21 protein-coding genes are annotated in these 22,536 nt (G+C 70.8%); 11 read left to right on the top strand and 10 right to left on the bottom strand.

From position 1 onward, the window contains the following. The first annotated feature begins 1 nt into the window (after position 1). The 3 genes from DEU32_RS14675 to DEU32_RS17285 all read left to right on the top strand — a co-directional run bounded on the left by DEU32_RS14675 (position 2) and on the right by DEU32_RS17285 (position 3,102). Positions 2-2,386, top strand: a complete 2,385-nt coding sequence (locus DEU32_RS14675) for an excinuclease ABC subunit UvrA (RefSeq protein ID WP_114851197.1) — start codon at positions 2-4, stop codon at positions 2,384-2,386. Between the two features lie 114 nt (positions 2,387-2,500). Beyond that, entirely contained in the window at positions 2,501-2,809 is a 309-nt protein-coding gene (locus DEU32_RS17290; RefSeq protein WP_114851196.1) for a DUF4190 domain-containing protein, read from the top strand. A gap of 128 nt (positions 2,810-2,937) precedes the next feature. Beyond that, on the top strand, positions 2,938-3,102 hold the full coding sequence (locus DEU32_RS17285; protein ID WP_167510073.1) for a hypothetical protein: 165 nt from the start codon (positions 2,938-2,940) through the stop codon (positions 3,100-3,102). A gap of 154 nt (positions 3,103-3,256) precedes the next feature. Here the strand turns inward: DEU32_RS17285 and DEU32_RS14665 are convergent, their stop codons facing one another. Both DEU32_RS14665 and DEU32_RS14660 read right to left on the bottom strand, forming a co-directional pair. Next, positions 3,257-4,294, bottom strand: a complete 1,038-nt coding sequence (locus tag DEU32_RS14665; protein ID WP_114851195.1) for an alcohol dehydrogenase catalytic domain-containing protein — start codon at positions 4,292-4,294, stop codon at positions 3,257-3,259. An 87-nt stretch (positions 4,295-4,381) separates the two neighbouring features. Further along, positions 4,382-5,602, bottom strand: a complete 1,221-nt coding sequence (locus tag DEU32_RS14660) for a beta-ketoacyl synthase (RefSeq protein ID WP_114851194.1) — start codon at positions 5,600-5,602, stop codon at positions 4,382-4,384. Positions 5,603-5,658: 56 nt separating this feature from the next. Here DEU32_RS14660 and DEU32_RS14655 point away from each other — a divergent pair, with 56 nt between their 5' ends. Continuing rightward, positions 5,659-6,276 (top strand): TetR/AcrR family transcriptional regulator C-terminal domain-containing protein, encoded by a 618-nt coding sequence (locus tag DEU32_RS14655; RefSeq protein WP_114851193.1) that lies wholly within the window; start codon positions 5,659-5,661, stop codon positions 6,274-6,276. 53 nt (positions 6,277-6,329) lie between these two features. Here DEU32_RS14655 and dhaM read toward each other — a convergent pair whose 3' ends face one another. From dhaM to dhaK, 3 genes are read right to left on the bottom strand one after another with little or no spacing between them, the layout of a single operon-like run. Then, positions 6,330-7,052: a dihydroxyacetone kinase phosphoryl donor subunit DhaM gene (gene dhaM, locus DEU32_RS14650; protein ID WP_114851192.1), complete on the bottom strand. Its 723-nt coding sequence runs from the start codon at positions 7,050-7,052 to the stop codon at positions 6,330-6,332. Further along, positions 7,049-7,675, bottom strand: a complete 627-nt coding sequence (gene dhaL, locus DEU32_RS14645) for a dihydroxyacetone kinase subunit DhaL (RefSeq protein WP_114851191.1) — start codon at positions 7,673-7,675, stop codon at positions 7,049-7,051. Before dhaL ends, dhaM begins: the two co-directional genes overlap by 4 nt. Positions 7,676-7,705: 30 nt before the next feature. Further along, a complete protein-coding gene (gene dhaK / locus DEU32_RS14640; RefSeq protein WP_114851220.1) occupies positions 7,706-8,707 on the bottom strand; it encodes a dihydroxyacetone kinase subunit DhaK in 1,002 nt (333 codons plus the stop codon). Between the two features lie 309 nt (positions 8,708-9,016). Between dhaK and DEU32_RS14635 the strand changes: the two genes are divergently transcribed. Continuing rightward, complete coding sequence (locus DEU32_RS14635) at positions 9,017-9,739, top strand: MIP/aquaporin family protein (RefSeq protein WP_058742687.1); 723 nt, start codon at positions 9,017-9,019, stop codon at positions 9,737-9,739. Between the two features lie 92 nt (positions 9,740-9,831). Then, positions 9,832-11,343, top strand: a complete 1,512-nt coding sequence (glpK, locus tag DEU32_RS14630) for a glycerol kinase GlpK (RefSeq protein ID WP_114851190.1) — start codon at positions 9,832-9,834, stop codon at positions 11,341-11,343. 215 nt (positions 11,344-11,558) lie between these two features. Here glpK and trpD read toward each other — a convergent pair whose 3' ends face one another. Continuing rightward, entirely contained in the window at positions 11,559-12,614 is a 1,056-nt protein-coding gene (gene trpD / locus DEU32_RS14625) for an anthranilate phosphoribosyltransferase (protein ID WP_114851189.1), read from the bottom strand. Positions 12,615-12,684: 70 nt separating this feature from the next. On the opposite strand from trpD, the gene DEU32_RS14620 reads away from it, so the two are divergent. From DEU32_RS14620 to DEU32_RS14600, 5 genes are all read left to right on the top strand, one after another. Next, entirely contained in the window at positions 12,685-13,323 is a 639-nt protein-coding gene (locus DEU32_RS14620; RefSeq protein WP_058743205.1) for a heme-copper oxidase subunit III, read from the top strand. A 21-nt stretch (positions 13,324-13,344) separates the two neighbouring features. After that, on the top strand, positions 13,345-14,148 hold the full coding sequence (locus DEU32_RS14615) for a cytochrome c (protein WP_058743206.1): 804 nt from the start codon (positions 13,345-13,347) through the stop codon (positions 14,146-14,148). A 33-nt stretch (positions 14,149-14,181) separates the two neighbouring features. Continuing rightward, a complete protein-coding gene (locus tag DEU32_RS14610; RefSeq protein WP_058743207.1) occupies positions 14,182-15,249 on the top strand; it encodes a ubiquinol-cytochrome c reductase iron-sulfur subunit in 1,068 nt (355 codons plus the stop codon). Continuing rightward, positions 15,249-16,937, top strand: a complete 1,689-nt coding sequence (locus tag DEU32_RS14605) for a cytochrome bc complex cytochrome b subunit (RefSeq protein WP_058743208.1) — start codon at positions 15,249-15,251, stop codon at positions 16,935-16,937. The genes DEU32_RS14610 and DEU32_RS14605 overlap by 1 nt, the downstream gene beginning before the upstream one ends. 192 nt (positions 16,938-17,129) lie before the next feature. Continuing rightward, positions 17,130-18,089, top strand: coding sequence for a phosphodiesterase (locus tag DEU32_RS14600; protein WP_114851188.1), 960 nt, complete (start codon positions 17,130-17,132; stop codon positions 18,087-18,089). A 181-nt stretch (positions 18,090-18,270) separates the two neighbouring features. Here DEU32_RS14600 and DEU32_RS14595 read toward each other — a convergent pair whose 3' ends face one another. The 4 genes from DEU32_RS14595 to DEU32_RS14580 form a co-directional block, all read right to left on the bottom strand. Further along, positions 18,271-19,824, bottom strand: coding sequence for a stealth conserved region 3 domain-containing protein (locus DEU32_RS14595; protein ID WP_114851187.1), 1,554 nt, complete (start codon positions 19,822-19,824; stop codon positions 18,271-18,273). 107 nt (positions 19,825-19,931) lie between these two features. Next, on the bottom strand, positions 19,932-20,372 hold the full coding sequence (locus DEU32_RS14590; protein ID WP_229666691.1) for a DUF6804 family protein: 441 nt from the start codon (positions 20,370-20,372) through the stop codon (positions 19,932-19,934). Beyond that, the gene (locus tag DEU32_RS14585) at positions 20,372-20,974 is read right to left on the bottom strand and encodes a GDSL-type esterase/lipase family protein (RefSeq protein ID WP_114851186.1); all 603 of its coding nucleotides are present in this window, start codon (positions 20,972-20,974) and stop codon (positions 20,372-20,374) included. Before DEU32_RS14585 ends, DEU32_RS14590 begins: the two co-directional genes overlap by 1 nt. Further along, the gene (locus DEU32_RS14580; protein WP_114851185.1) at positions 20,971-22,503 is read right to left on the bottom strand and encodes an SDR family oxidoreductase; all 1,533 of its coding nucleotides are present in this window, start codon (positions 22,501-22,503) and stop codon (positions 20,971-20,973) included. Before DEU32_RS14580 ends, DEU32_RS14585 begins: the two co-directional genes overlap by 4 nt. Positions 22,504-22,536: the final 33 nt, after the last annotated feature.

Below are 22,536 nucleotides of genomic sequence, written 5' to 3'. Positions count from 1 at the left end.
CATGGGCGACACCACCCGACACCCGGCCGACCAGCACGATCGGATCCGCGTCCGCGGCGCGCGCGAGAACAACCTGCGCGACGTCGACGTCGACCTGCCGAAACGCCGACTGACGGTCTTCACCGGGGTGTCCGGGTCCGGCAAGAGCTCCCTCGTGTTCGCCACGCTCGCCGCCGAGTCGCAGCGGATGGTCAACGAGACGTACAGCGCCTTCGTGCAGGGCTTCATGCCGTCGCTCGCCCGGCCCGACGTCGACGTCCTGGACGGGCTGACGACCGCGATCGTCGTCGACCAGGAACGCATCGGCGCCGACCCGCGGTCCACCGTCGGCACGGTCACCGACGCCTACGCGATGCTCCGGCTCCTCTTCAGCCGCCTCGGCGAACCCCACGTCGGCGGCCCGAACGCGTTCTCGTTCAACCTCGCGACCGTCACCGCCGGCGGGGCGATCACCGTGCAGAAGGGCAAGGACGCCAAGGCCGAGCACGTCTCGTTCTCCCGGCTCGGCGGCATGTGCGCGGAGTGCGAGGGACGGGGGAGCGTCTCGGACATCGACCTGGCACAGCTCTTCGACGACACCAGGGCCCTGTCCGACGGCGCCATCACGATCCCGGGGTGGGGCGGGGACGGCTGGATGGTCCGGATGTACGCGGAGTCCGGGTTCGTCGACGGTGACAAACCGATCCGCGAGTTCACCGAGCAGGAGCGTGCGGACTTCCTGTACCGCGAGCCGACGAAGCGGAAGATCGCCGGCATCAACATGACGTACGAGGGCCTGGTCCTCCGGGTCCGCCGTTCGTTCCTGCAGAAGGACCGCGAGGCGATGCAGCCGCACGTCCGCGCCTTCGTCGACCGTGCGGTGACCTTCACGACCTGTCCGGCGTGCGACGGCACCCGCCTGAACGGCACCGCCCGTTCGTCGCGCATCGCCGGCCGGAACATCGCCGAGGTGTGCGCGATGCAGGTGTCCGACCTGGCCGCCTGGCTCCGCACCCTCGACGCGCCGTCCGTGCAGCCGCTCCTCGACGGCCTGCGGCACGCGGTCGACGCCTTCGTCGAGATCGGACTCGGGTACCTCTCGCTCGACCGGCCGACCGGCACGCTGTCCGGGGGAGAGGGCCAACGGGTGAAGATGGTGAAGCACCTCGGCTCGAGCCTGAGCGACGTCACGTACGTCTTCGACGAGCCGAGCACCGGCCTCCACCCGCACGACATCGAGCGGATGGACCACCTGTTGCTGCGGCTCCGCGACAAGGGCAACACCGTGCTGGTCGTCGAGCACAAGCCCGAGGTCATCGGGATCGCGGACCACGTCGTCGACCTCGGCCCGGGGGCCGGCCGGGACGGCGGACGGGTGTGCTTCACCGGGACGGTCGACCAGCTCCGGGGGAGCGACACCGTGACCGGGCGGCACCTCGGCGACCGCGTCGCGCTCAAGGACACCGTCCGTCGACCCACCGGTGCGATCCCGATCCGCGGTGCCGACCGGCACAAACTGCAGGACGTCGACGTCGACGTGCCGACCGGTGTGCTCACGGTGGTCACCGGTGTGGCCGGCTCCGGCAAGAGCACGCTCGTCCACGGATCGCTGGCGACGTTGGACGGGGTCGTCGCCGTCGACCAGAGCGCCATCCGCGGCTCCCGCCGCAGCAACCCTGCGACGTACACCGGGCTGCTCGAGCCGGTGCGCAAGGCCTTCGCGAAGGCGAACGGAATGAAGCCAGCCCTGTTCAGCGCGAACTCCGAGGGTGCCTGTCCAGCATGCAACGGCGCCGGTGTGGTCTACGTCGACCTCGGCATGATGGCCGGTGTCTCGACGCCGTGCGCGGAGTGCGGCGGTCGGCGGTTCGACCAGTCCGTGCTCGGGTACCGGCTCGGCGGCCGGGACATCAGCGAGGTCCTGGCGATGTCCGTCGCCGAGGCCGAACGGTTCTTCGCCGAGGGGGAGTCGCGCGTCCCCGCCGCCCACACCGTCGCACGTCGGCTCGTCGACGTCGGGCTCGGGTACCTGACCATCGGGCAGCCGCTCACGACGCTCTCCGGTGGCGAACGCCAGCGGTTGAAGCTCGCGACGCACCTCGGCGACCCCGGCGGGGTGATCGTCCTCGACGAGCCGACGACCGGCCTCCACCTGGCGGACGTCGCCCAGCTGCTCGGGCTGCTCGACCGGCTCGTCGACGCGGGCCGCACGGTCGTCGTCATCGAGCACCACCAGGCCGTCATGGCGCACGCCGACTGGATCATCGACCTCGGGCCGGGCGCCGGGCACGACGGCGGCCGGGTGGTCTTCGCGGGGACTCCGGCCGACCTGGTGGCCGCCCGCTCGACGCTCACCGGCGAGCACCTCGCCGCGTACGTGCCTCCCGTCGGCGTCGACGAGCACTGAAGCAACCGGCAGCGAACGCACGGGCAACCTGAACCGAACGCGCACGGAACGCATACCGTGTGCGGTGACGGCCGGGTGCGCCCGCACCACCGGCCCCTGATCCAAGGAGCTCCCATGTCCACGAACGGTTACCCGCCGGCCCCGAACGCCCCCGGTGGAGCCCCGGTCCGCAGCGGCGGCAACGGCCTCGCCGTCGGCTCGCTGGTCCTCGGCATCGTCGGCGTCGTCTTCGCGTTCCTGGTCTCGATCGTCGGCCTCGTCGCCGGCATCGTGGGCCTGGTGCTCGGCATCATCGCCCGTCGCCGCGGCCTCAGCCGTGGCATGGTGCTCGCGGGCATCGTCCTCAGCGCCATCGCGATCGTCGTCGCGATCATCTTCATGATCCTCGGTGCCGTGCTCGCGACACAGATGCTCAACAACTGACGACGACTCCGAACGGGAGGCACGTGGCGGCGTCGCCACGTGCCTCCCGTCCCGTCCGTGGCCGGGCTGCGCACTGCGCGACCGCACCCGCGGGACCCCGCCAGGCCGCGACGAGTAGCGTGCGCCGCATGACGTACAGCCAGCCGGACCCGGCAGAAGAGACCACGCAGGCAGAGGCACCCGAGCAGCCCGACACGGACCGCTCGGACCTCGAGGAGCACGGCGAGGAGCAGGCCGCGCTCGAGATCGACAGCGAGGACGTGCCCACGGGCGACGAGACGCCCGAGCACTGACGACGACGCAGGACACGCCGCCCACGGTGACCGTGGGTGGCGTGTCCTGCATCCTGGAGTCGAACGGACCACGCCGCGAGCAAGCGCCGATAATGCATATTATGTCAACTCAGGTGGACGCGGCATGGTCCGAGGGCGGGCTGTCGCCTCTGGCCTACCGCTCGAAGACCGCGACGGTCATGCCCGCAGACGTCGGCGGCCCGTCCATCGCGACGAGCTCGTCCGGCAGGTCCGAGAACCCGACCGTCCGGCCGATCGACTCCGCCGGCCGGAGCCGCCCGGCGACGACGTCCTCGAGCATCGCGGCGTACTCGCCGACCGCGATCCCGTGGCTGCCGAGCAGCTCCAGTTCGTCACCGATCACGTGGCCCATCGGGATCGCCGGGATCGCCTCGTCGTCGAGCAGCAGGCCGACCTGCACGTGTCGCCCCCGCGGCCGGAGCGAGGCCACCGCGGCGACCGAGGTCGCTCGGCTGCCGTAGGCGTCGACGGACACGTTTGCACCGCCGCCCGTGAGCTCCCGGACCGTCCGGACCGCGTCGTCGTCCATCGTGACCGTCGTGGCCCCGAGTGCGGCGGCGCGCTTGAGTGCGGCGGCCGAGACGTCAACCGCGACCACCCGCGCACCGGCCGCGAGGGCGACGATGACCGCCGAGATCCCCACCCCGCCGCAGCCGAAGACGACGACCCACTCCCCTGCAGCGACGCGTCCGCGGGTGTGCAGGGCGTGGTACGCCGTGCCGAACCGGCAGCCGAGCCCGGCGGCCTCGGCGAACCCGACCTCGTCGGGCAGCGCCACGAGGTTGACGTCGGCGTGCGGGACGACGACGGCCTCGGCGTAGGAGCCGGGCAGCGTGAACCCGGGCTGCTCCTGGCGCGTGCAGACCTGGGTGGCGCCGTCACGGCACTGGTCGCACGTGCCGCACGCAAAGACGAACGGTGCCGTGACGCGCTGGCCGACGGTGAAGCGGGTGACCCCGGGGCCGACCGCGTCGACGACGCCGGCGAACTCGTGACCCGGCACGTGCGGGAGCCGGACCGAGTCGTCGTGGCCCTTCCAGGCGTGCCAGTCGCTCCGGCAGACGCCGGTCGCCGCGACGCGGACGACGACGCCGTCGGAGGGCGGGGTCGGCGTCGGCAGGTCGACGATGACGGGGCGGGTACCGAACTGCTCGTACTGGACTGCGCGCACGCGCTCATCCTGACAGAAGGGCAGACCGACACACGGACGGACGGACAGACGGACCGCCGGACGGTCGGACGCCCCACCGCGCCGCGGTCACGCCGCCGTCAGTACCAGCGACGCGTTCTGCCCGCCGAACCCGAACGAGTTGTTGAGCGCCGCCCGCAGCGGCGCCCGCCGCGCAGCCTCCGCCACGACGTCGAGCTCGACCGCCGGGTCGAGGTGCTCGAGGTTGCGCGTCGGCGGCACCGTCCCGGTCTCCAGGGCCCGCACGGTCAGGATCGTCTCGACCGCCCCGGCCGCACCGAACATCTGCCCGATCGCCCCCTTCGGCGCCGTGACGAGGGCGTGCTCCCCCACTGCCCGCCGGATCGCAGCCGCCTCGCCGACGTCCCCGACCGGTGTGCTCGTCGCGTGCGCGTTGACGTGGTCGACGTCCGCGCCCGTCAGTCCGGCCATCCGGATCGCCGCGGTCATCGCGCGCTCCTGCTCGCTGCCGTCCGCGAGCGGTGCGGTGACGTGGTGCGCGTCCGAGGTGACGCCCCAGCCGGCCAGGACCGCCCGGGACCGGTGCCGTCTGCCGGCGGCGTGCTCGGCCCGTTCCAGGACGACGAACCCGGCGCCCTCGCCGAGCACGAACCCGCGCCGGTCGACGTCGAACGGGCGGGACAGCGTCGCCGGGTCGTCGTCGCCGGGCTTCGCGAGCACCTGCGACTGCGCGAAGGACGCCATCGTGACCGGTGTCACCGCGGCCTCGGTCCCTCCGGCGATCACGACGTCGGCCTCCCCCGTCACGATGAGCCGTGCGGCGACCGCGATCGCTTCGGCACCGGACGCGCACGCCGACACCGTCGTGTACGCGCCGCCGCGGGCCCCGCGCTCGATGCTGATCTGCGCGGCGGCGGCGTTCGCCATGAGCATCGGCACCGTCCGGGGTGACACCCGACGCGCCCCACCCGTCCCGAGCACGTCGTGGGCGTCGAGCAGGGTCTCCACTCCCCCGATGCCGGTCCCGACGACGACGGCCAACCGGTCGCCGTCGACCTCCGGTGAGCCGGCGTCCGCCCAGGCCTCGGCGGCCGCCACGAGCGCGAGCTGCTGGCTCCGGTCGAGCCGGTTCGCGCGGACGCGGCCGAGTGCGGCGTCGGCGTCGAGCGCCGCCGGGGCCCCGATCCGGATCGGCACGGCGTCCCACAACCCGCCGTCGCGGTCGAGCCGCGTGACGCCGGACCGTCCGCCGACGACGGCGTCCCAGAGCGGGTCGACGCCGTGACCGAACGGGGAGACGGCGCCGAGGCCGGAGACGGAGAGGTGCACGGGGAGCTCCTTCTTGTACCGCAGACAAGTGGAGTTGTACCACGTACAATCGGAACGTGGCAACCACGACGGACGGCGGCACCGCGCGCGGCGCGGCGACCCGCGCACGCATCCTCGAGGCGACCGCGGCGCTGCTCCGCGACGCCCAGGCAGCCAACGCGGCGACGGACGAGGACCCGGCGACCACCGCACCCGTCACCGTCAGCGAGATCGCCCGCGCCGCGGGCGTCTACCCGAACCAGATCACGCACCACTACGGGTCGAAGGACCGGCTCGTCCTCGACGCCGCCTTCACACTGTTCCTCCGCGACACATCGCGGTTGCAGGCCGCCGGACGCCGCTCCCGCACGCCGGAGGGATTCCGCAGCGTCCTCGCCCGCACGGCCCTCGCCATGCCGTCCACCCCGCTCGTCGTCCGCGCCCTCGCGACCACCGGAGGCGACCCGGCGCTGCGCGAGCGCGTGCGGCTGCTGCTCGCCCTGCTCTTCCGGCAGTCCGAGCGGTACCTCGACCGGGTCGTCACCGAGCACGGCTGGCGGAGCCCGAACGGCGTCGCCCGGGACGCCCGGACGTTCTGGAGCGCGGTGTTCGGCGCGACGCTCCTCGCCGACGCCGGGGTGACCGGCGGGCCGTCGGACATCGACCTCGCCGGGACCGTCTCGGTCACCGGTTGACCCCGCGTCCGTCCGGCGCGTGCGCGGACGGACGCGGGACGGTCAGCGTGCGGTCACTCGCCGAAGCCGGACCGGACCAGCGCGGTCAGCGCGTCGACGGCGTCCTGCGCGTCGGCGCCGGTCGCCTCGATGGTCACGGTCGCGCCCTTCGGCAGGGCGAGCGCCATGATCGCGAGCAGGCTCTTCGCGTCCACGCCGTTCACGCGGACGGTCGCCTCGTGCTTCGTGGCGGTCTTCACGAACTCCGCGGCCGGTCGCGCGTGCAGGCCGCTCTCGTTCACCAACTCGACGGTCGCGGACGCGGCCACGTCGTCGACGCTGGCGGCCCCGACACCCGGCCCCGCGCCTCCAGGCTGGTCGCCGTCCGCACGGGAGGCACTGCTCGCCTCCGCCTCGGAGGCTGCGGCGGTCGCCGCGGCAGCGAGCACCGCGTCGACGTCGCCGCCCGTCTGGGCGGCGACGGCGGCGGCCACCGTGCCCTCGACCAGGGGCGCCTGCGAGACGAACACGCGTGCCCGCGCGTCGTCGTCGAGGAAGTCGAGCGCGGTGTCCGTCGTCAGGTAGGCGGACCCGAGGTCGCAGAGGACGACGACCGCGTCGGCCGCGCCGAGCTCCTCGAACCCTGCGGTGATCGCCTCGAAGGAGGTCCCGATCCCGCCGTCCTCGGTCCCGCCGGCCGCGACCATCGGGACGTCGGCGGCCATCTGGCGTGCAAGCTCGACGGTGCCGGTCGCGATCGCCGCGCTGTGCGAGACGACCAGGATGCCGACCGTCACGCGGCGTCCACCGCCGCGCGCAGGATGTACGCCGTCGACTGCGCGCCCGGGTCGCGGTGCCCGACGGCGCGCTCCCCCAGGTAGCTCGCGCGGCCCTTGCGGGCGACGAGCGGGTCGGTCGACTCGGCACCGGTGGCCGCGGCGTCTGCGGCGGCCTCGAGCACACGCTCGGGGGCCTCGCCGGCGGTCGCGGCGGTCGCGGCGGCGTCGACGGCGGGCGTCCACGCGTCGACCATGGTCTTGTCGCCGACCTCGGCCTTGCCGCGCGAGACGACCCCGTCGCGCGCCGCGGTGAGCACGGCGACGAGCGTGTCCGCGTCGAGCTCCGACGCGTCACCGGCGGCCTGCGCGGCCTTGAGGTACGCGGTGCCGAAGAGCGGGCCGGCGGCGCCGCCGACCGTCGAGATGAGCTTCGTCGCGACGACCTTGAACACCGCACCGGGCGAGTCGAAGGAGCCGGCGTCGAGCGCCTCGACGACGGCGCGGAACCCGCGGTCGAGGTTCTCGCCGTGGTCGCCGTCGCCGATCTCCCGGTCGAGCGTGACGAGCTCCGCCCGGTGGTCGTCGATGGTCGACGCGGTGCGACGCACCCAGTCGAGGGCCCATGCGGTGTCGAGCGCCAATTCGTGTTCCTTCCTGGAGGGTGAGCGGTGTCAGCGGCCCCAGCGCAGGGCCGGGGTCTCCACCGGGGCGTCCCAGAGGGTGGTGAGTTCGTCGTCGAGCACCGTGACGGTGAGCGAGAACCCCTGCATCTCGAGGGACGTGACGTAGTCCCCGACCAAACTACGCGTGACGTGGTGGCCACGGTCCGTGAGCACCTCGGCCGCGCGGCGGTAGAGGATGTAGAGCTCGGCGAGCGGCGTGCCGCCCATGCCGTTGACGAGCAGGAGCAGGTCCGACCCGGCCGGCGCGTCGAGGTCGGTGAGGATCGGTTCGAGCACCCGGTCGACGAGTTGGTCGGCCGGAGCCATCGGGATCCGCTCACGCCCGGGCTCGCCGTGGATGCCGATGCCCAGCTCGACCTCGTCGTCGGCGAGCGTGAAGGACGGCTCCCCCGCGTGCGGGACCGTGCCGGAGGACAGGGCGAGTCCCATCGAGCGGGTGACGTCGTTGACGTGTCGCGCCACGGCGGCCACGGCGTCCAGGTCGTCGCCCCGCTCGGCGGCGGCGCCCGCGCACTTCTCGACGACGACCGTGCCGGCGACCCCGCGTCGCCCGGCTGTGTAGAGCGAGTCCTGCACGGCCACGTCGTCGTCGACCACGACGCTCTCGACCCGGACGTCCTCCATGCCGGCGAGCTCGGCGGCCGTCTCGAAGTTGAGCACGTCGCCCGTGTAGTTCTTGACGATGTGGAGCACCCCGGCTCCCCCGTCGACGGCCTTCGTCGCGGCGACGATCGGGTCCGGGGTCGGGCTCGTGAACACCGGGCCGGGGACGGCGGCGTCGAGCATGCCGTACCCGACGAACCCGGCGTGCAGGGGTTCGTGCCCGCTGCCGCCGCCGCTCACGATCCCGACCTTGCCGGCGACGGGAGCGTCGGCGCGGTGCAGGTGGATCGGATCCTCGACGAGGACGACGTGGTCGGCGTGCGCCCGGGCGAAACCGCGCACGGTCTCGGTGACGACGGCCTGCGGATCGTTGATGAGCTTCTTCATGCTGTCCTCCACGGTGGCGGGGCCGCTCGCGACGGGCCACACCGCCGTCGTCGACCGGAGTGCGTTCACCCTACAGCGGCCGCCCGTTCGGTCGATGTGCACGTTCGTGCAGCACGATGCGGGCATGGCGACGGCTCGCGATGGGCAACCGCACACCGGGCATGCACGTTCGTGCACTTTCGCGAACTTCCCTCGGTGGCGCATCGCGCAGCGGCGATCCGCGTCACTATGCTCGGCCCCAATCACTCAACGGGGAGTGCCGGACGCAGCACCACCGGACCCCCGACCCCTACGCACAGGAGGTCACCGATGGACGGCATCGGCGTCAATTTCCTCTCCGAGCTCGTCGGTACGGCGATGCTCATCATCCTCGGTGGCGGTGTCGTCGCCGCAGTCTCCCTCACGAAGTCGAAGGGCTTCGGTGCGGGCTTCCTCATGGTCACGATCGGCTGGGGCTTCGCGGTCTTCGCCGGTGTCACCGTTTCGTACAAGTCCGGCGGCCAGCTCAACCCCGCGGTCAGCCTCGCGCAGGCGATCCTCGGCAACATCACCATCGGCCAGATGTTCCTGTACTGGATCGCGCAGCTCATCGGCGCGATCATCGGTGCGGTCATCGTCTGGCTCGCCTACAAGCAGCACTTCGACGAGGAGCCGGACGCAGCAGCGAAGCTCGGCGTCTTCTCGACGGGCCCGGCGATCCGCTCGTACGGCTGGAACGTCGTGACGGAGATCATCGGCACCTTCGTCCTCGTCTTCGTCGTCATCGCCTTCACCAACGGCAAGACCCCGGCCGAGCTCGGCGCGATCCCCGTCGCCTTCCTCGTGATCGCGATCGGTGTCTCGCTCGGTGGCCCGACCGGCTACGCCATCAACCCCGCCCGTGACCTCGGTCCGCGCATCGCCCACGCCCTCCTGCCGATCAAGGGCAAGGGCTCCAGCGACTGGTCCTACGCCTGGGTCCCGGTCGTCGGACCGCTCGTCGGTGGCGCGCTCGCAGCCGTGCTGTCGAAGGCTCTCCTCCCCCTCGTCTGACCCCTCCCGCACCGGTCGGCCCCACCCGGAGCCGGCCCCGGTCGACGCCCCGCGCCGACCGATGCACCGAACACACCCGCAAAGGAGCACCAATGGCCGACTACATCGTCGCCATCGACCAGGGCACCACCTCGACCCGAGCGATCGTCTTCGACCACTCCGGTTCGATCGTCTCCGTCGGACAGAAGGAGCACGAGCAGATCTTCCCGCGCGCCGGGTGGGTCGAGCACGACCCCGCGGAGATCTGGGACAACACGCGCGAGGTCATCGGCCAGGCGCTGTCCCGTGCGGACATCACCCGCCACGACGTCGCCGCGGTCGGCATCACCAACCAGCGCGAGACCGCGGTGGTCTGGGACAAGACCACCGGCAAGGCCGTCTACAACGCCATCGTCTGGCAGGACACCCGCACGCAGGCGATCGTCGACGAGCTCGCGGACGGCGACACCGACCGCTACAAGGCGATCGTCGGCCTGCCCCTCGCCACGTACTTCTCCGGCACCAAGATCGCCTGGATCCTCGAGAACGTCGAGGGTGCCCGCGAGAAGGCCGAGGCCGGCAACCTGCTCTTCGGCACCACCGACACCTGGGTCCTCTGGAACCTGACCGGCGGCACCGACGGCGGCGTGCACAAGACCGACGTCACGAACGCGTCCCGCACGCTGTTCATGGACCTCGAGACGCTGTCGTGGCGCGACGACATCCTCGCCGACTTCGGCGTGCCGAAGTCGATGCTGCCGGAGATCGTCAGCTCCTCCGAGGTCTACGGCCACGTCGAGTCGTCCAACCTGCTCCGCGAGGTCCCGATCGCCGGCATCCTCGGCGACCAGCAGGCCGCGACCTTCGGCCAGGCGGCGTTCGACCAGGGCGAGTCGAAGAACACCTACGGCACCGGCAACTTCCTGATCTTCAACACCGGCACCGAGATCGTCCGCTCCGAGAACGGGCTGCTCACCACCGTCGGCTACAAGCTCGGCGACCAGGAGACGCACTACGCGCTCGAGGGCTCGATCGCCGTCACGGGCTCGCTCATCCAGTGGCTCCGCGACAACCTCGGCATCATCGGCAGCGCCCCCGAGGTCGAGGCACTCGCCAAGACCGTCGAGGACAACGGTGGCGTCTACTTCGTCCCGGCGTTCTCGGGTCTGTTCGCGCCGTACTGGCGTCCGGACGCCCGCGGTGCCCTCGTCGGCCTGACGCGCTACGTCAACAAGGGCCACATCGCCCGTGCCGCGCTCGAGGCGACGGCGCTCCAGACCCGCGAGGTCCTGGACGCGGTCAACGCCGACTCCGGTGTCGAGCTGACGGAACTCAAGGTCGACGGCGGCATGACCGCCAACGACGCCCTCATGCAGTTCCAGGCGGACATCCTCAACGTGCCGGTCGTCCGACCGGTCGTCGCGGAGACCACCGCCCTCGGTGCCGCCTACGCCGCCGGTCTGGCCGTCGGGTTCTGGGCGAACCTGGACGAGCTGCGCGCCAACTGGCAGGAGGACAAGCGCTGGGAGCCCCAGCTCGACGACGCCGAGCGCGACCGTCAGCTCCGCCTCTGGAAGAAGGCCGTCACGAAGACCTTCGACTGGGTCGACGAGGACGTGCGCTGACCCGCGTGTGAGCTGACCGCCTGGAGGCGCGGTGCCGGTCCGACGGACCGGCACCGCGCCTCCAGTGCGTGGCCTGCTGGTGCGTCCGCTGGTGCGCCTGCTCGCGAGACGCCGCCACGACGGCGAGACGCCCCCGGATCCGGGGGCGTCTCGGCGGTTCGGCGGTGTCTCGGTGGTTCGGCTGGGTCGCCGCTCGACGCCGCGGCGTCGCCGGGTCAGGCCCCGGGGGCCGCGCCGACCCAGTCGGCGAGCTTCTGCGCCGCCGCGCCGGAGTCGACCGCGTCGGCGGCCACGACGAGCTGCTCGCGGAAGCGCTGCAGGATCGGCCGGTCGGCCTGGTCGGGGTCCTCGGCGAGCCGGAAGGACACCAGGCCCGCAGCGGCGTTCAGCAGGACGATGTCCCGGACCGGGCCGGTCTCCCCCGCCAGCACCCGGTGGACCACGGCGGCGTTGTGCTCCGGATCACCGCCGAGCAGGTCCTCGGTACGCGCGCGGGCGATCCCGAGGTCCCGCGGGTCGAGGTCGTGCTCGATCACGCGGCCACCGGTGACCTCCCAGATGTGCGAGTGCCCGGTCGTGGTGAGCTCGTCGAGGCCGTCGTCACCGCGGAACACCAGTGCCGTGGCGCCGCGGGTCTGGAACACGCCCGTGATGATCGGCACGAGCTCGAGCTGGGCCACACCGACCGCGTTCGCCTCGCACCGGGCGGGGTTGACGAGCGGGCCGAGGAAGTTGAAGACGGTCGGCACGCCGATCTCGCGGCGCACCGGAGCCGCGTGCGCGAAGCCGGGGTGGAACGCGCTGGCGAAGGCGAAGGTCAGACCGACACGCCGGAACGTGTCCGCTACCCGCACCGCGTCCATCGTCAGGTCGAGCCCGAGGGCGGCGAGCACGTCGCTCGATCCGGACTTCGACGAGCTCGCGCGGTTGCCGTGCTTGACGACCGGCACGCCCGAGGCGGCGATCACGATCGCGGCCATCGTCGAGACGTTCACGGTACCCACGACGTCGCCGCCGGTGCCGACGATGTCGAGCGCCATCGGGTCCACGTCCAGTGGGACAGCGGCATCGAGGATGGCGTCGCGGAACCCGACGACCTCGTCGACGGTCTCGCCCTTCGCACGCAGGGCCACGGCGAACGCGGCGATCTGTGCTGCTGTCGCACGCCCCTGGACGATCTCCTCCATGGCCCATGTGGACTGCCTGATCGAGAGGTCCTCGCGCGCCATGAGCGCGCTGATCACCGCAGGCCAGGAGAGTGAGAGCGACATGCCTCGATCGTAGTGAGTTCGAGAGACCCGCCAGTCTGCTGCGAAAACACTGTCACAGGTTTCGGCCATAATGGAGGACGTGACTAGCACCCCTCTCTCCAGATCCGCCAGCGGTCCGGTCCTGAACAGGCCGAACGCCGTTGCCGTGGGGACGATCGTGTGGCTGGGCAGCGAGGTCATGTTCTTCGCCGGCCTGTTCGCGATCTACTTCACGCTGCGCAGCACCTCGCCCGAGCTCTGGGCGACCGAGACGTCCAAGCTCGAGGTGCCCTTCGCCTCCGTGAACACGATCATCCTGGTGCTGTCCAGCTTCGCCTGCCAGTTCGCGGTCTTCGCCGCCGAACGCTTCCAGGTGCACCGCACGAGCTGGAACCCGAAGGACTGGGGCATGACGGAGTGGTTCTTCGTCACGTACTGCATGGGCGCGATCTTCGTCTGCGGCCAGATCTTCGAGTACGCCAACCTCTGGCACGAGGGCGTCACGCTCTCCTCGAGCGCCTACGGCTCCGCGTTCTACATGACCACCGGCTTCCACGGCCTGCACGTCACGGGCGGTCTCATCGCGTTCCTCCTCACCCTGGGTCGTGGCTTCGCCGCCAAGAACTTCGGGCACAAGGAGGCGACCACCGCGATCGTCGTGTCGTACTACTGGCACTTCGTCGACGTGGTCTGGATCGGTCTCTTCGCCGTCATCTACCTTCTCAAGTAGGAACTGGACACCCCGCACAGCATGTTCAACAGAACCAAGTCCAAGAAGGGCCGCCGTTCCCCGATGGCGACCGTGTCGCTCATCGTCGTGGGTCTCATGACCACCGGCGGTGCGTACGCGCTGTTCAGCTCGACGGCCAACGCCGACGACAGCACGACCACCGTGGCCTCGAGCCAGTCGAAGGTGAACGAGGGCCAGAAGCTCTTCGCCTCGAACTGCGCGACCTGCCACGGTCTCGACGCGCAGGGCACGAGCGAGGGCCCGTCCCTCATCGGTGTCGGCGCCGCGTCGGTCGACTTCCAGGTCGGCACCGGTCGCATGCCGATGGCTGCCCAGGGCCCGCAGGCCGAGGAGAAGCCCGCCCAGTTCACGGACGAGCAGATCGACGCGATGGGTGCCTACGTCGCCTCGCTCGGCCCCGGCCCGGCCGTCCCCTCCACGTCGCTGACCGACGGCAAGGGCGACGCCGCCGAGGGCGCCGAGCTCTTCCGCATCAACTGCGCGATGTGCCACAACGTGGCCGGTGCCGGTGGTGCGCTGACCGAGGGCAAGTACGCGCCGAACCTGCAGACGGTCTCCGGCAAGCACATCTACGAGGCCATGGCCACCGGCCCGCAGAACATGCCGGTCTTCAACGACCTGAACCTCACGCCCGAGCAGAAGGCCGACATCATCACGTACCTCAAGTACGTGCAGGACAACAAGTCGCCCGGCGGCTTCGCCCTCGGCTCCCTCGGCCCGGTGGCAGAGGGTCTGTTCATCTGGATCTTCGGTCTCGGCGCGGTCGTCGCGATGACCGTGTGGCTGACCGCGAAGACCAACTGATCGTCCGTGTCGAACGACACTGAAGGGAACACCATGGCAGAGCACGACGACGAGGCACTGAGCTCGTCCTCGGCTGTCGAGAAGCACGGCACGACCAGTACCCCGGCAGGCACGGCGGTCGTTCCCGCCGACCCGTTCGAGAACCCGGGCGAGCCGCCGCACCGCGCGCGCCGCACCGACGTCGACCCGAAGAAGCAGCGCCTGGCCGAGCGTCAGGTCGCCACGTTCTTCTACCTGTCCATCGTGGGCAGCGTCCTGGCGATCGCGGCCTACGTCGCGTTCCCGATCGACCCAGAGAACTTCGGTACCGTCCGCGCTGGCAACCTCTGGCTCGGCCTGGCCATCGCCCTCGCGCTCATCGCCCTGGGCCTCGGCGCCGTCTACTGGTCGAAGACGCTCGTCGTCGACCGCGAGATCTCCGAGATGCGCCACCCCACCCGTGGGACCGACGCGACCCGCGCCAAGGCGGTCGAGGCGTTCCAGCTCGCCGACAAGGAGTCCGGGTTCAGCCGCCGCAAGCTGATCCGCAACTCGATGATCGGCGCCCTGGCCGCGTTCCCGCTGCCCGGCATCGTCCTCGTCCGTGACCTCGCCCCGGCAGAGGACCCGAACGAGCTGCTCCGTCACACGTTCTGGAAGTCGGGCATGCGCCTGACGAAGGACCCGACGGGCCTCCCCATCCGGGCCTCCGACGTCACCATCGGTTCGGTCTTCCACGTGATCCCGGACGGCATGCTGGACTCGGAGCACATGCTCGAGGAGAAGGCCAAGGCCTCCGTCCTCCTCATGCGCCTCGACCCGAAGGACCTCAACCCCGCCAAGGGGCACGAGGACTGGGGCTACGACGGCATCGTCGCCTACTCCAAGATCTGCACCCACGTCGGGTGCCCGGTCGCGCTCTACGAGCAGCAGACGCACCACCTGCTGTGCCCGTGCCACCAGTCGACGTTCGACGTCTCGAACAACTGCGAGGTCATCTTCGGCCCGGCCGCACGTCCCCTCCCCCAACTTCCGATCGCGATCGACGACGACGGCTACCTGGTCGCCCAGAGCGACTTCCACGAGCCGGTCGGACCGTCCTTCTGGGAGCGTGAACGCTGATGACCAGCACCACAACCACCACCCCTTCGTCGACGGCCACGAAGCCGGCGCCGGAGCGCGGATCCCGCATCATCGGCGGGGTCGCGAACTACATCGACGAGCGCACCAGCATCTCGGGCCTCGTGAAGGAGGTCGGGCGGAAGATCTTCCCCGACCACTGGAGCTTCATGCTCGGCGAGGTCGCGCTGTACAGCTTCGTCGTCGTCCTGCTCTCCGGGACGTTCCTGACGTTCTTCTTCCAGGCGTCGATGACCGAGGTCGTCTACAACGGCTCGTACGTGCCGCTGAAGGGCGTCGAGATGTCGACCGCCCTGCAGTCCACGCTGAACATCTCGTTCGACATCCGCGGCGGACTCTTCGTCCGGCAGATCCACCACTGGGCGGCCCTGCTGTTCGTGGCCTCGATCATGCTGCACATGGCCCGCGTGTTCTTCACGGGTGCCTTCCGCAAGCCGCGTGAGCTCAACTGGGTCTTCGGCTTCGTGCTGTGGATCCTGGCCATGGCCGAGGGCTTCACGGGCTACTCGCTCCCCGACGACCTGCTCTCCGGCAACGGTCTCCGCATCATCGTCGGCATGATCGAGGGCGTCCCGGTCATCGGCGTCTGGATCGCCTACCTGCTGTTCGGCGGCGAGTTCCCGGGCACAGACATCGTCGGCCGCCTGTACACGCTGCACATCCTGCTGCTCCCGGCGATCCTCGTCGCGGTGCTCGGCGTCCACCTCGTGCTGGTCGTCATCAACAAGCACACGCAGTTCGCGGGTCCGGGCAAGACGAACGAGAACGTCGTCGGTGTCCCGATCCTCCCGGCGTTCGCCGCGAAGGCCGGTGGCTTCTTCTTCATCGTCGCGGGCATCCTGGCCCTCATCGCGTCGCTGTTCACGATCAACCCGATCTGGAACTACGGCCCGTACGACCCGTCCCCGGTGTCCGCCGGTACCCAGCCCGACTGGTACATCGGCTTCGCCGACGGCGCGCTCCGTCTGGTGCCGCCGCACTGGGAGGTCGTGTGGTTCGGCTACACGGTGTCGTTCAACATCCTCGTGCCGATCGCGGTCCTGATGTTCCTCATCATCGCGATGTTCATCTACCCCTTCATCGAGGCGTGGGTGACCGGTGACAAGCGCGAGCACCACCTGGCCGACCGTCCGCGCAACGCCCCGACCCGCACCGCCTTCGGTGCCGCGGGCATCACGCTGTACGCCTCGCTCTGGGCGGCTGCCTCGTCCGACATCATCGCCACGCACTTCATGGTGTCGATCGAGCACGTGATCCACGTCATCCAGGCCACGACGGTCCTCGGCCCGTTCGTCGCCTTCTGGATCACGAAGCGCGTCTGCCTCGCGCTGCAGAAGAAGGACCGCGAGATCGTCCTGCACGGCTACGAGTCGGGCCGCATCGTCCGCCTGCCGCACGGCGAGTACATCGAGGTGCACGAGCAGCTCGACGAGTACGAGCGCTGGAAGCTCCTGCAGTTCAACGAGTACAAGCCCCTCATGATCCGTCCGGACGCCAAGGGTCGGATCACCGCGGTGCAGAAGACCCGTGCACGCCTCTCCCGCTTCTTCTTCGAGGACCGCATCGCTCCGGTCACGAAGTCCGAGCTCGAGGCCGCGCACGCCGCTCACCACGGTCCGGAGATCGACAGCACCACCCCGGCCCCCGCGGTCGGTGCCGGGAACCACTGACACCCAGCTACACTTCTCGGCAAGAACGAACGAGCCCCTCGTCCACTTCGTGGTCGGGGGGCTCGTTCGTTCGCCTCAATTTCAGAGAAACACGCTTCCGGTTCACCTCGGATTCAAGAACGAGTGGTGGACTCGTGGAGAACGGTGTGGCACTGTGTTGCACCACGCATCCGCCAACGGAACGAGACACCGATGGACAGCCGGACGGCCGAACACCCCAGGCCGAACCACTTCCTCCTCCACCTCAGCGACACCCACCTCGTGGCGGGTGACGGCGACCTCTACGGAGACGTCGACTCCGCAGCGCGGCTGCAGGCGATCATCGCCGACATCGAGGCCTCCGGGACCCACCCCGAGGCGATCGTCGTCACCGGCGACGTGGCCGACAAGGGTGAGCCCGGCGCCTACGCCCGGGTCCGCGACATCGTCGAGCCGGCCGCGGCCCGGATCGGCGCGCAGGTCATCTGGGCCATGGGCAACCACGACGAGCGCGGCGCCTTCCGCCAGGAGCTCTTCGGCCTGCAGCCCACCGACCGCCCCGTCGACTTCGTGTACGACGTGAACGGACTGCGCGTGATCACCCTCGACACGAGCGTCCCGGGCCAGCACCACGGCGAGGTCTCCCCCGCGCAGCTCGACTGGCTCGCCGAGGTCCTCTCCGAGGCAGCGCCGCACGGCACGATCCTCGCGATGCACCACCCGCCCGTGCCGAGCGTCCAGGACCTCGCCGTCCTCGTCGAGCTCCGTGACCAGGCGGCCCTGGCCGAGGTCGTCGAGGGCTCCGACGTCATCGCGATCATCGCCGGTCACCTCCACTACTCCACGAGCGCGGTGTTCGCCGGCATCCCGGTCTCGGTCGCCAGCGCCACGTGCTACACGCAGGACCTGACGGAGTACCAGGGCGGAACCCGGGGACAGGACGGCGCGCAGTCGTTCAACCTCGTGCACGTCTACGGCAACAACGTCGTGCACTCGGTGGTCCCGGTCGGGCACTACTCGACCGTGGGGCAGCCGGTCTCCGCGACGGAGACCGAAGCACGTCTCGCGGCCGCGGGGGTCTCCATCCCGGCCGCGGTCGAGCCGGCCCCGGTCACGGCGAGCATCCCGGTGTTCACGCTCGACGCGGTGCCTACCAGCCCCGTCCGCCGCTGACGAGCGCGGCGACGCGGAGTCGCAGCGCTGCGTCATCGCGGTGCTGCGGCCTCGCGTTGCCCGCGTCGGTGCGCGCCGAACACGCACGACACCCCGTGAGCGCGTCGCCGAGCGTGCACAGGACGTCGGTTGACGGCGCCGAGCGTCCCAGATCCGGCACGCTCGGCGCCGGGCGCCAGCGCTACTCCGCGGTACGCTCCCACGGCGCCGGGAACGGGAAGTACCGCTCCAGGAAGTCCGTGACGCGCGCTGTCCGCTCCTCGTCCGACACCTCGGGGAAGCTGCCGTCGTTCAGGCAGAAGAAGTCGACGTTCCGCTTCTTGAGCAGGTCGTCGAGCGCCTTGAGCCCGGACTGCATCGTTGTGTCGACGTACCGGACGGTGGCGTTCTCCTGCATGATCGCGCGACCGGTCAGCAGTGCGTAGTAGTGGTAGAGCGAGTTCGTCACCGAGATGTTGTCGGCGGCCCGGAAGCGCGACGCCGCGGTGGCGCGGAACTCGTCCGCGAACTCGTGCTCCATCTCGGTCATGATCGACGCCCGGAGCGGCGTGGGCGCGTGCTCGAGGTGCCTCGTGGTCACCGCGCCGAAGCGCTGCTGGAGCAGGCGACGGTTCACCCGGGCGGAGTTCTCGAACCCGCTGCGTGCCGGGTTGTTCGAGCCGAGCCCGATCCGGGTCGTCGCGAGGATGAACTTCGTCACCGACCCCGGGCTGAAGAACACCGACGGGTCGACCGAGCGACCGAAGAACATGTCGTCGTTCGAGTAGATGAAGTGCTCGCTGATGCCCGGGATGTGGTGCAGCTGCGATTCGACGGCCTGCGAGTTGTGCGTGGGCAGCACGGAGGGGTCCGCGAAGAACTCCTCGCTCCGGACGATCCGCACCTTCGGGTGGTCGGCCAGCCAGTGCGGCGCCGGCGAGTCGGTGGCGATGTAGATCTGCCGGATCCACGGGGCGAAGGTGTGCACCGATCGGAGCGCGTACTTCAGCTCGTCGATCTGCCGGAAGCGGGCGGGGGCGTCGTCGCCCTCCCCCAGCACGGCGTTCGCCTGCGCGGCCTGGCGGGCGCGCTGGTACTCGATCGCGTTGCCGTCGACCCACGAGAAGACGATGTCGACCGGGAAGCGGATGTCCGACACGTGGTCCTCGAACATGTGCTCGACGGTGCGCCATGTGCGGCCGTACCGCTCGATGTCCACGACGACGAACTCCTCGACGGGCAGGGAACGCCGCATGAGGGCGTTCTCCTTCGGCGCGAGCACCTCGGTGTCGGTCACGCGCCAGAACTCGAGCTGGACGCTCGTCTCCGCCCCGTAGCGCAAGCGCCCGAGCGGCTCGAGGCGGGGGCGGAACACCCGCAGGACCGGCTCCTCGACCGGACCGAGCCCGTCGTCGATGACGAGCACCGCGGGCTTGCCCGGCGGCTTGGCGTAGAACGGCTCGTTCGCCGAGGCGGCCATCACGGCGCTCTCGGCCCGCTGGCGGTCTCGCTCGTCGACCGCGATCACGGGTCGCTGGTCGTTGCCGCGGATGAGCAGGTGGTCGACGTCGCCGGCGGTGAGCGCGTCGTCGAGGAACAGGAGGTCCTCGATCATCGACTGCTGGGGCGTCAGGTGCCCGTTGACCAGGGTCAGCCGTCCCTTGCGGACGACGACGTCGGGACGGTCGAGACCGCCCGAGGACGGTCGAGGGTTCAGCAGAGGACTCTCGGTCGCCGGCTCGGTCTCGTGGCTCATCCATGCCCTTCGGATCGTGTCGCCGGGCCCTGCGCCCGGCTCCTGTGATCCTACCGTCCGGCGGTCACCCCGGTCGGCGGGTCGGCTCGCGCCGACGACGTGGTGCGCTACGGCCTGGAGGCGCTGCTCGCGTCCGCCTGACGTGGCACCTTGACGAGGATCCCGACAGCGACGAACAGCGCGGCCACGACGAGTTGCAGGGCGGCCCAGACCTGCCCCGGGATCGGCACGACGACGACCGGGTTCCAGCAGACCGCGACGGCCGCCATCGCCACGGCGGCCCACCACGTGCGTCCCCGCACCGCGAAGACGAGCACGATGAGCGCGAGCACGGTCACGCCCCACCGGACGAACACGAACGCCGATGAGTCGATGATCGCCACGAACGCCAGCAGGAGCATCGCCGCGATGAGCGACGGCGCGAGGGCGGGCCGGGTGAACGGCGGGGTGGTCTTCGCGGTGGTCGCCCCGCGGCCGGCGGTGCCCGGTCGCGACGAGGGCACGCCGGTGAGCGACGACCCCGCCGGGGGCCGACCCTTCCGTGCCATCAGGCGCCGGCCTCCTCGAGGTCGATCGCCTGGATCGGGCGCGACATCGGCGGGAGCCCACGGAGCCGCTCGAGGGCGGGTTCGAGCTCCGCGACGACGGCGCGGTAGCCGTCCTCGGTCAGGTGCAGGCCGTCGTCGGTGTACCGCTCGTCGAGGTGGTCGCCGTCGGCGAGGGCGGGCCAGAGGTCGAGGTACTGCGCGTGGCAGGTGGCGACGAACTGGCGCAGGTGCCGGTTGGCCGCGTCGATCTTCGCGGCCCACTCGGCCTGTCGGGGCAGGATCGACACGAGCAGCAGGCGGACGCCAGGCAGCTCGCGGCGGAGGGTCACGAGGACGGACTCGACCCCGCGGACGACGTGCTCGACGCTCGCGCGGTGGTTGCCGAAGTCGTTGGTGCCGATGAGCAGGACGATCGCCTCCGGCTGCTCGGCGACGACGGCGTCCAGACGCTCGAGGACGCCGTCGGTGGTGTCCCCGCCGATGCCCTGGTTGACGACTCGCTCGCCCGGGAGCCAGGCGTCCCAGGAGCCCTGCTCGGTGATGCTGTCACCCAGGAACAGGAGCGGTCCGTGTCCCTCGGTCGTGGCTGGCCGATCGGTCATGCTGCCTCCTCGTGCACGGGTGCCTCTGACCCATTGTGCTGGGTCCAGTTGCGTCCCGTCGACTGCGTGTGCTCGGACTCGCGCTCTGCGGCGGCCGTGATGCGCTCGACCATGCCGGGGAAGATCACGCCGTGGAACGGCAGGATCGAGTACCAGTAGAGCCGACCGGACAGCCCCTGCGGGAAGTAGATGGCCCGCTGGTGGTAGTCGCTCCCGCCGCCGTCGCTCGGTGTGACGGTCATCTCGAGCCAGGCTCGACCCGGCGACTTGAACTCGGCGCGCAGGCGCAGGTACCGCCCACGCTCGAGGCGCTCGACCCGCCACCAGTCCAGGGCGTCGCCCTGCTCCAGCCGCCTGGGGTCGCGGCGGCCGCGGCTCAGTCCCACCCCGCCGGCGAGCTTGTCCATCCAGCCCCTGGCGACCCAGGCGAGCGGGAACGAGTACCACCCGTTGTCACCGCCGATGCCCTCGACGACGCGCCAGACGTCCTCGGCTGAGGCGGAGGTGTGTCGGCGGCGGTCGTCGACGTAGACGGTGTGCCCGGCCCAGTCCGGGTCGCTCGGCAGCGGGTCCGCGGGGGTCGCCGCGAGCGTGGCGCTGCGCCAGCTCGTCTCGACCTCGCCCTTCCGCATCCGGGCGAGCGCGAGCCGGACCGCTCGTCGGTAGGACGTCAGCCCGCCCTCGGGACGCGGCACCACGTCGTCGATGTCGTGCTCGCGCTGGATGCACTCGAACTGCAGCGACTCGATGATCGGCGTCGCGAGCTTCCGCGGGATGGGCGTCACGATGTTGAACCAGTGCGCGGAGAGCCCGGGCGTGAGCACCGGGAGCACCGTGAACCGACGCTGCGGCAGCTTCGCCTCGACCGCGTAGCCGTTGAGCATCTGCCCGTACTTCAGGACGTCCGGGCCGCCGATGTCGAACGTGCGGTTGACGTCGGCCGGGATGTCGAGCGCGGCGACGAGGTAGTACAGGACGTCCCGGACGGCGATCGGCTGGATCCGGTTGCGGACCCACCGCGGCGCCGGCATCCACGGCAGCACGTCGGTGACGTGCCGGATCATCTCGAACGAGGTGCTTCCGGACCCGATCACGACGCCGGCCTGGTATGCGATCGTGGGGACGCCGGAGGCGAGCAGCACGTCCCCGACCTCCTTCCGGCTCCGCAGGTGCTTCGACAGCTCGCCGTCGGGGTGCAGCCCGCCCAGGTACACGAAGCGCCGGACCCCGGCGGACTTCGCCTCGCGCGCCATCGTCTCGACGGCCTGGCGCTCGGCCTGCTCGAAGTCGCCGTCGGCCCCCATCGCGTGCGCGAGGTAGTAGACCGCCTCGACGCCGTCGACGGCGGACCGGACGGCGACGGCGTCCTGCAGGTCACCCTGCGCCACCTCGACGTCGTCGTGCCAGGGGACGTCCTGGAGTTTCCGGGGGGTCCGCACGAACACCCGGACCTGGTGTCCGGCCTCGAGGAGTCGGGGGACGAGTCGGCCGCCGATGTACCCGGTGGCGCCGGTGACGAGGACGTGCATGCGGGGCACGGTACGCCGGTCGCCTCCGGGTAG

This window comes from Curtobacterium sp. AG1037, assembly GCF_003349855.1.
Lineage (GTDB): Bacteria > Actinomycetota > Actinomycetes > Actinomycetales > Microbacteriaceae > Curtobacterium > Curtobacterium citreum.
Note: the sequence above shows the minus strand (reverse complement) of the source record. Positions and strands in the feature narration are given on the sequence as shown.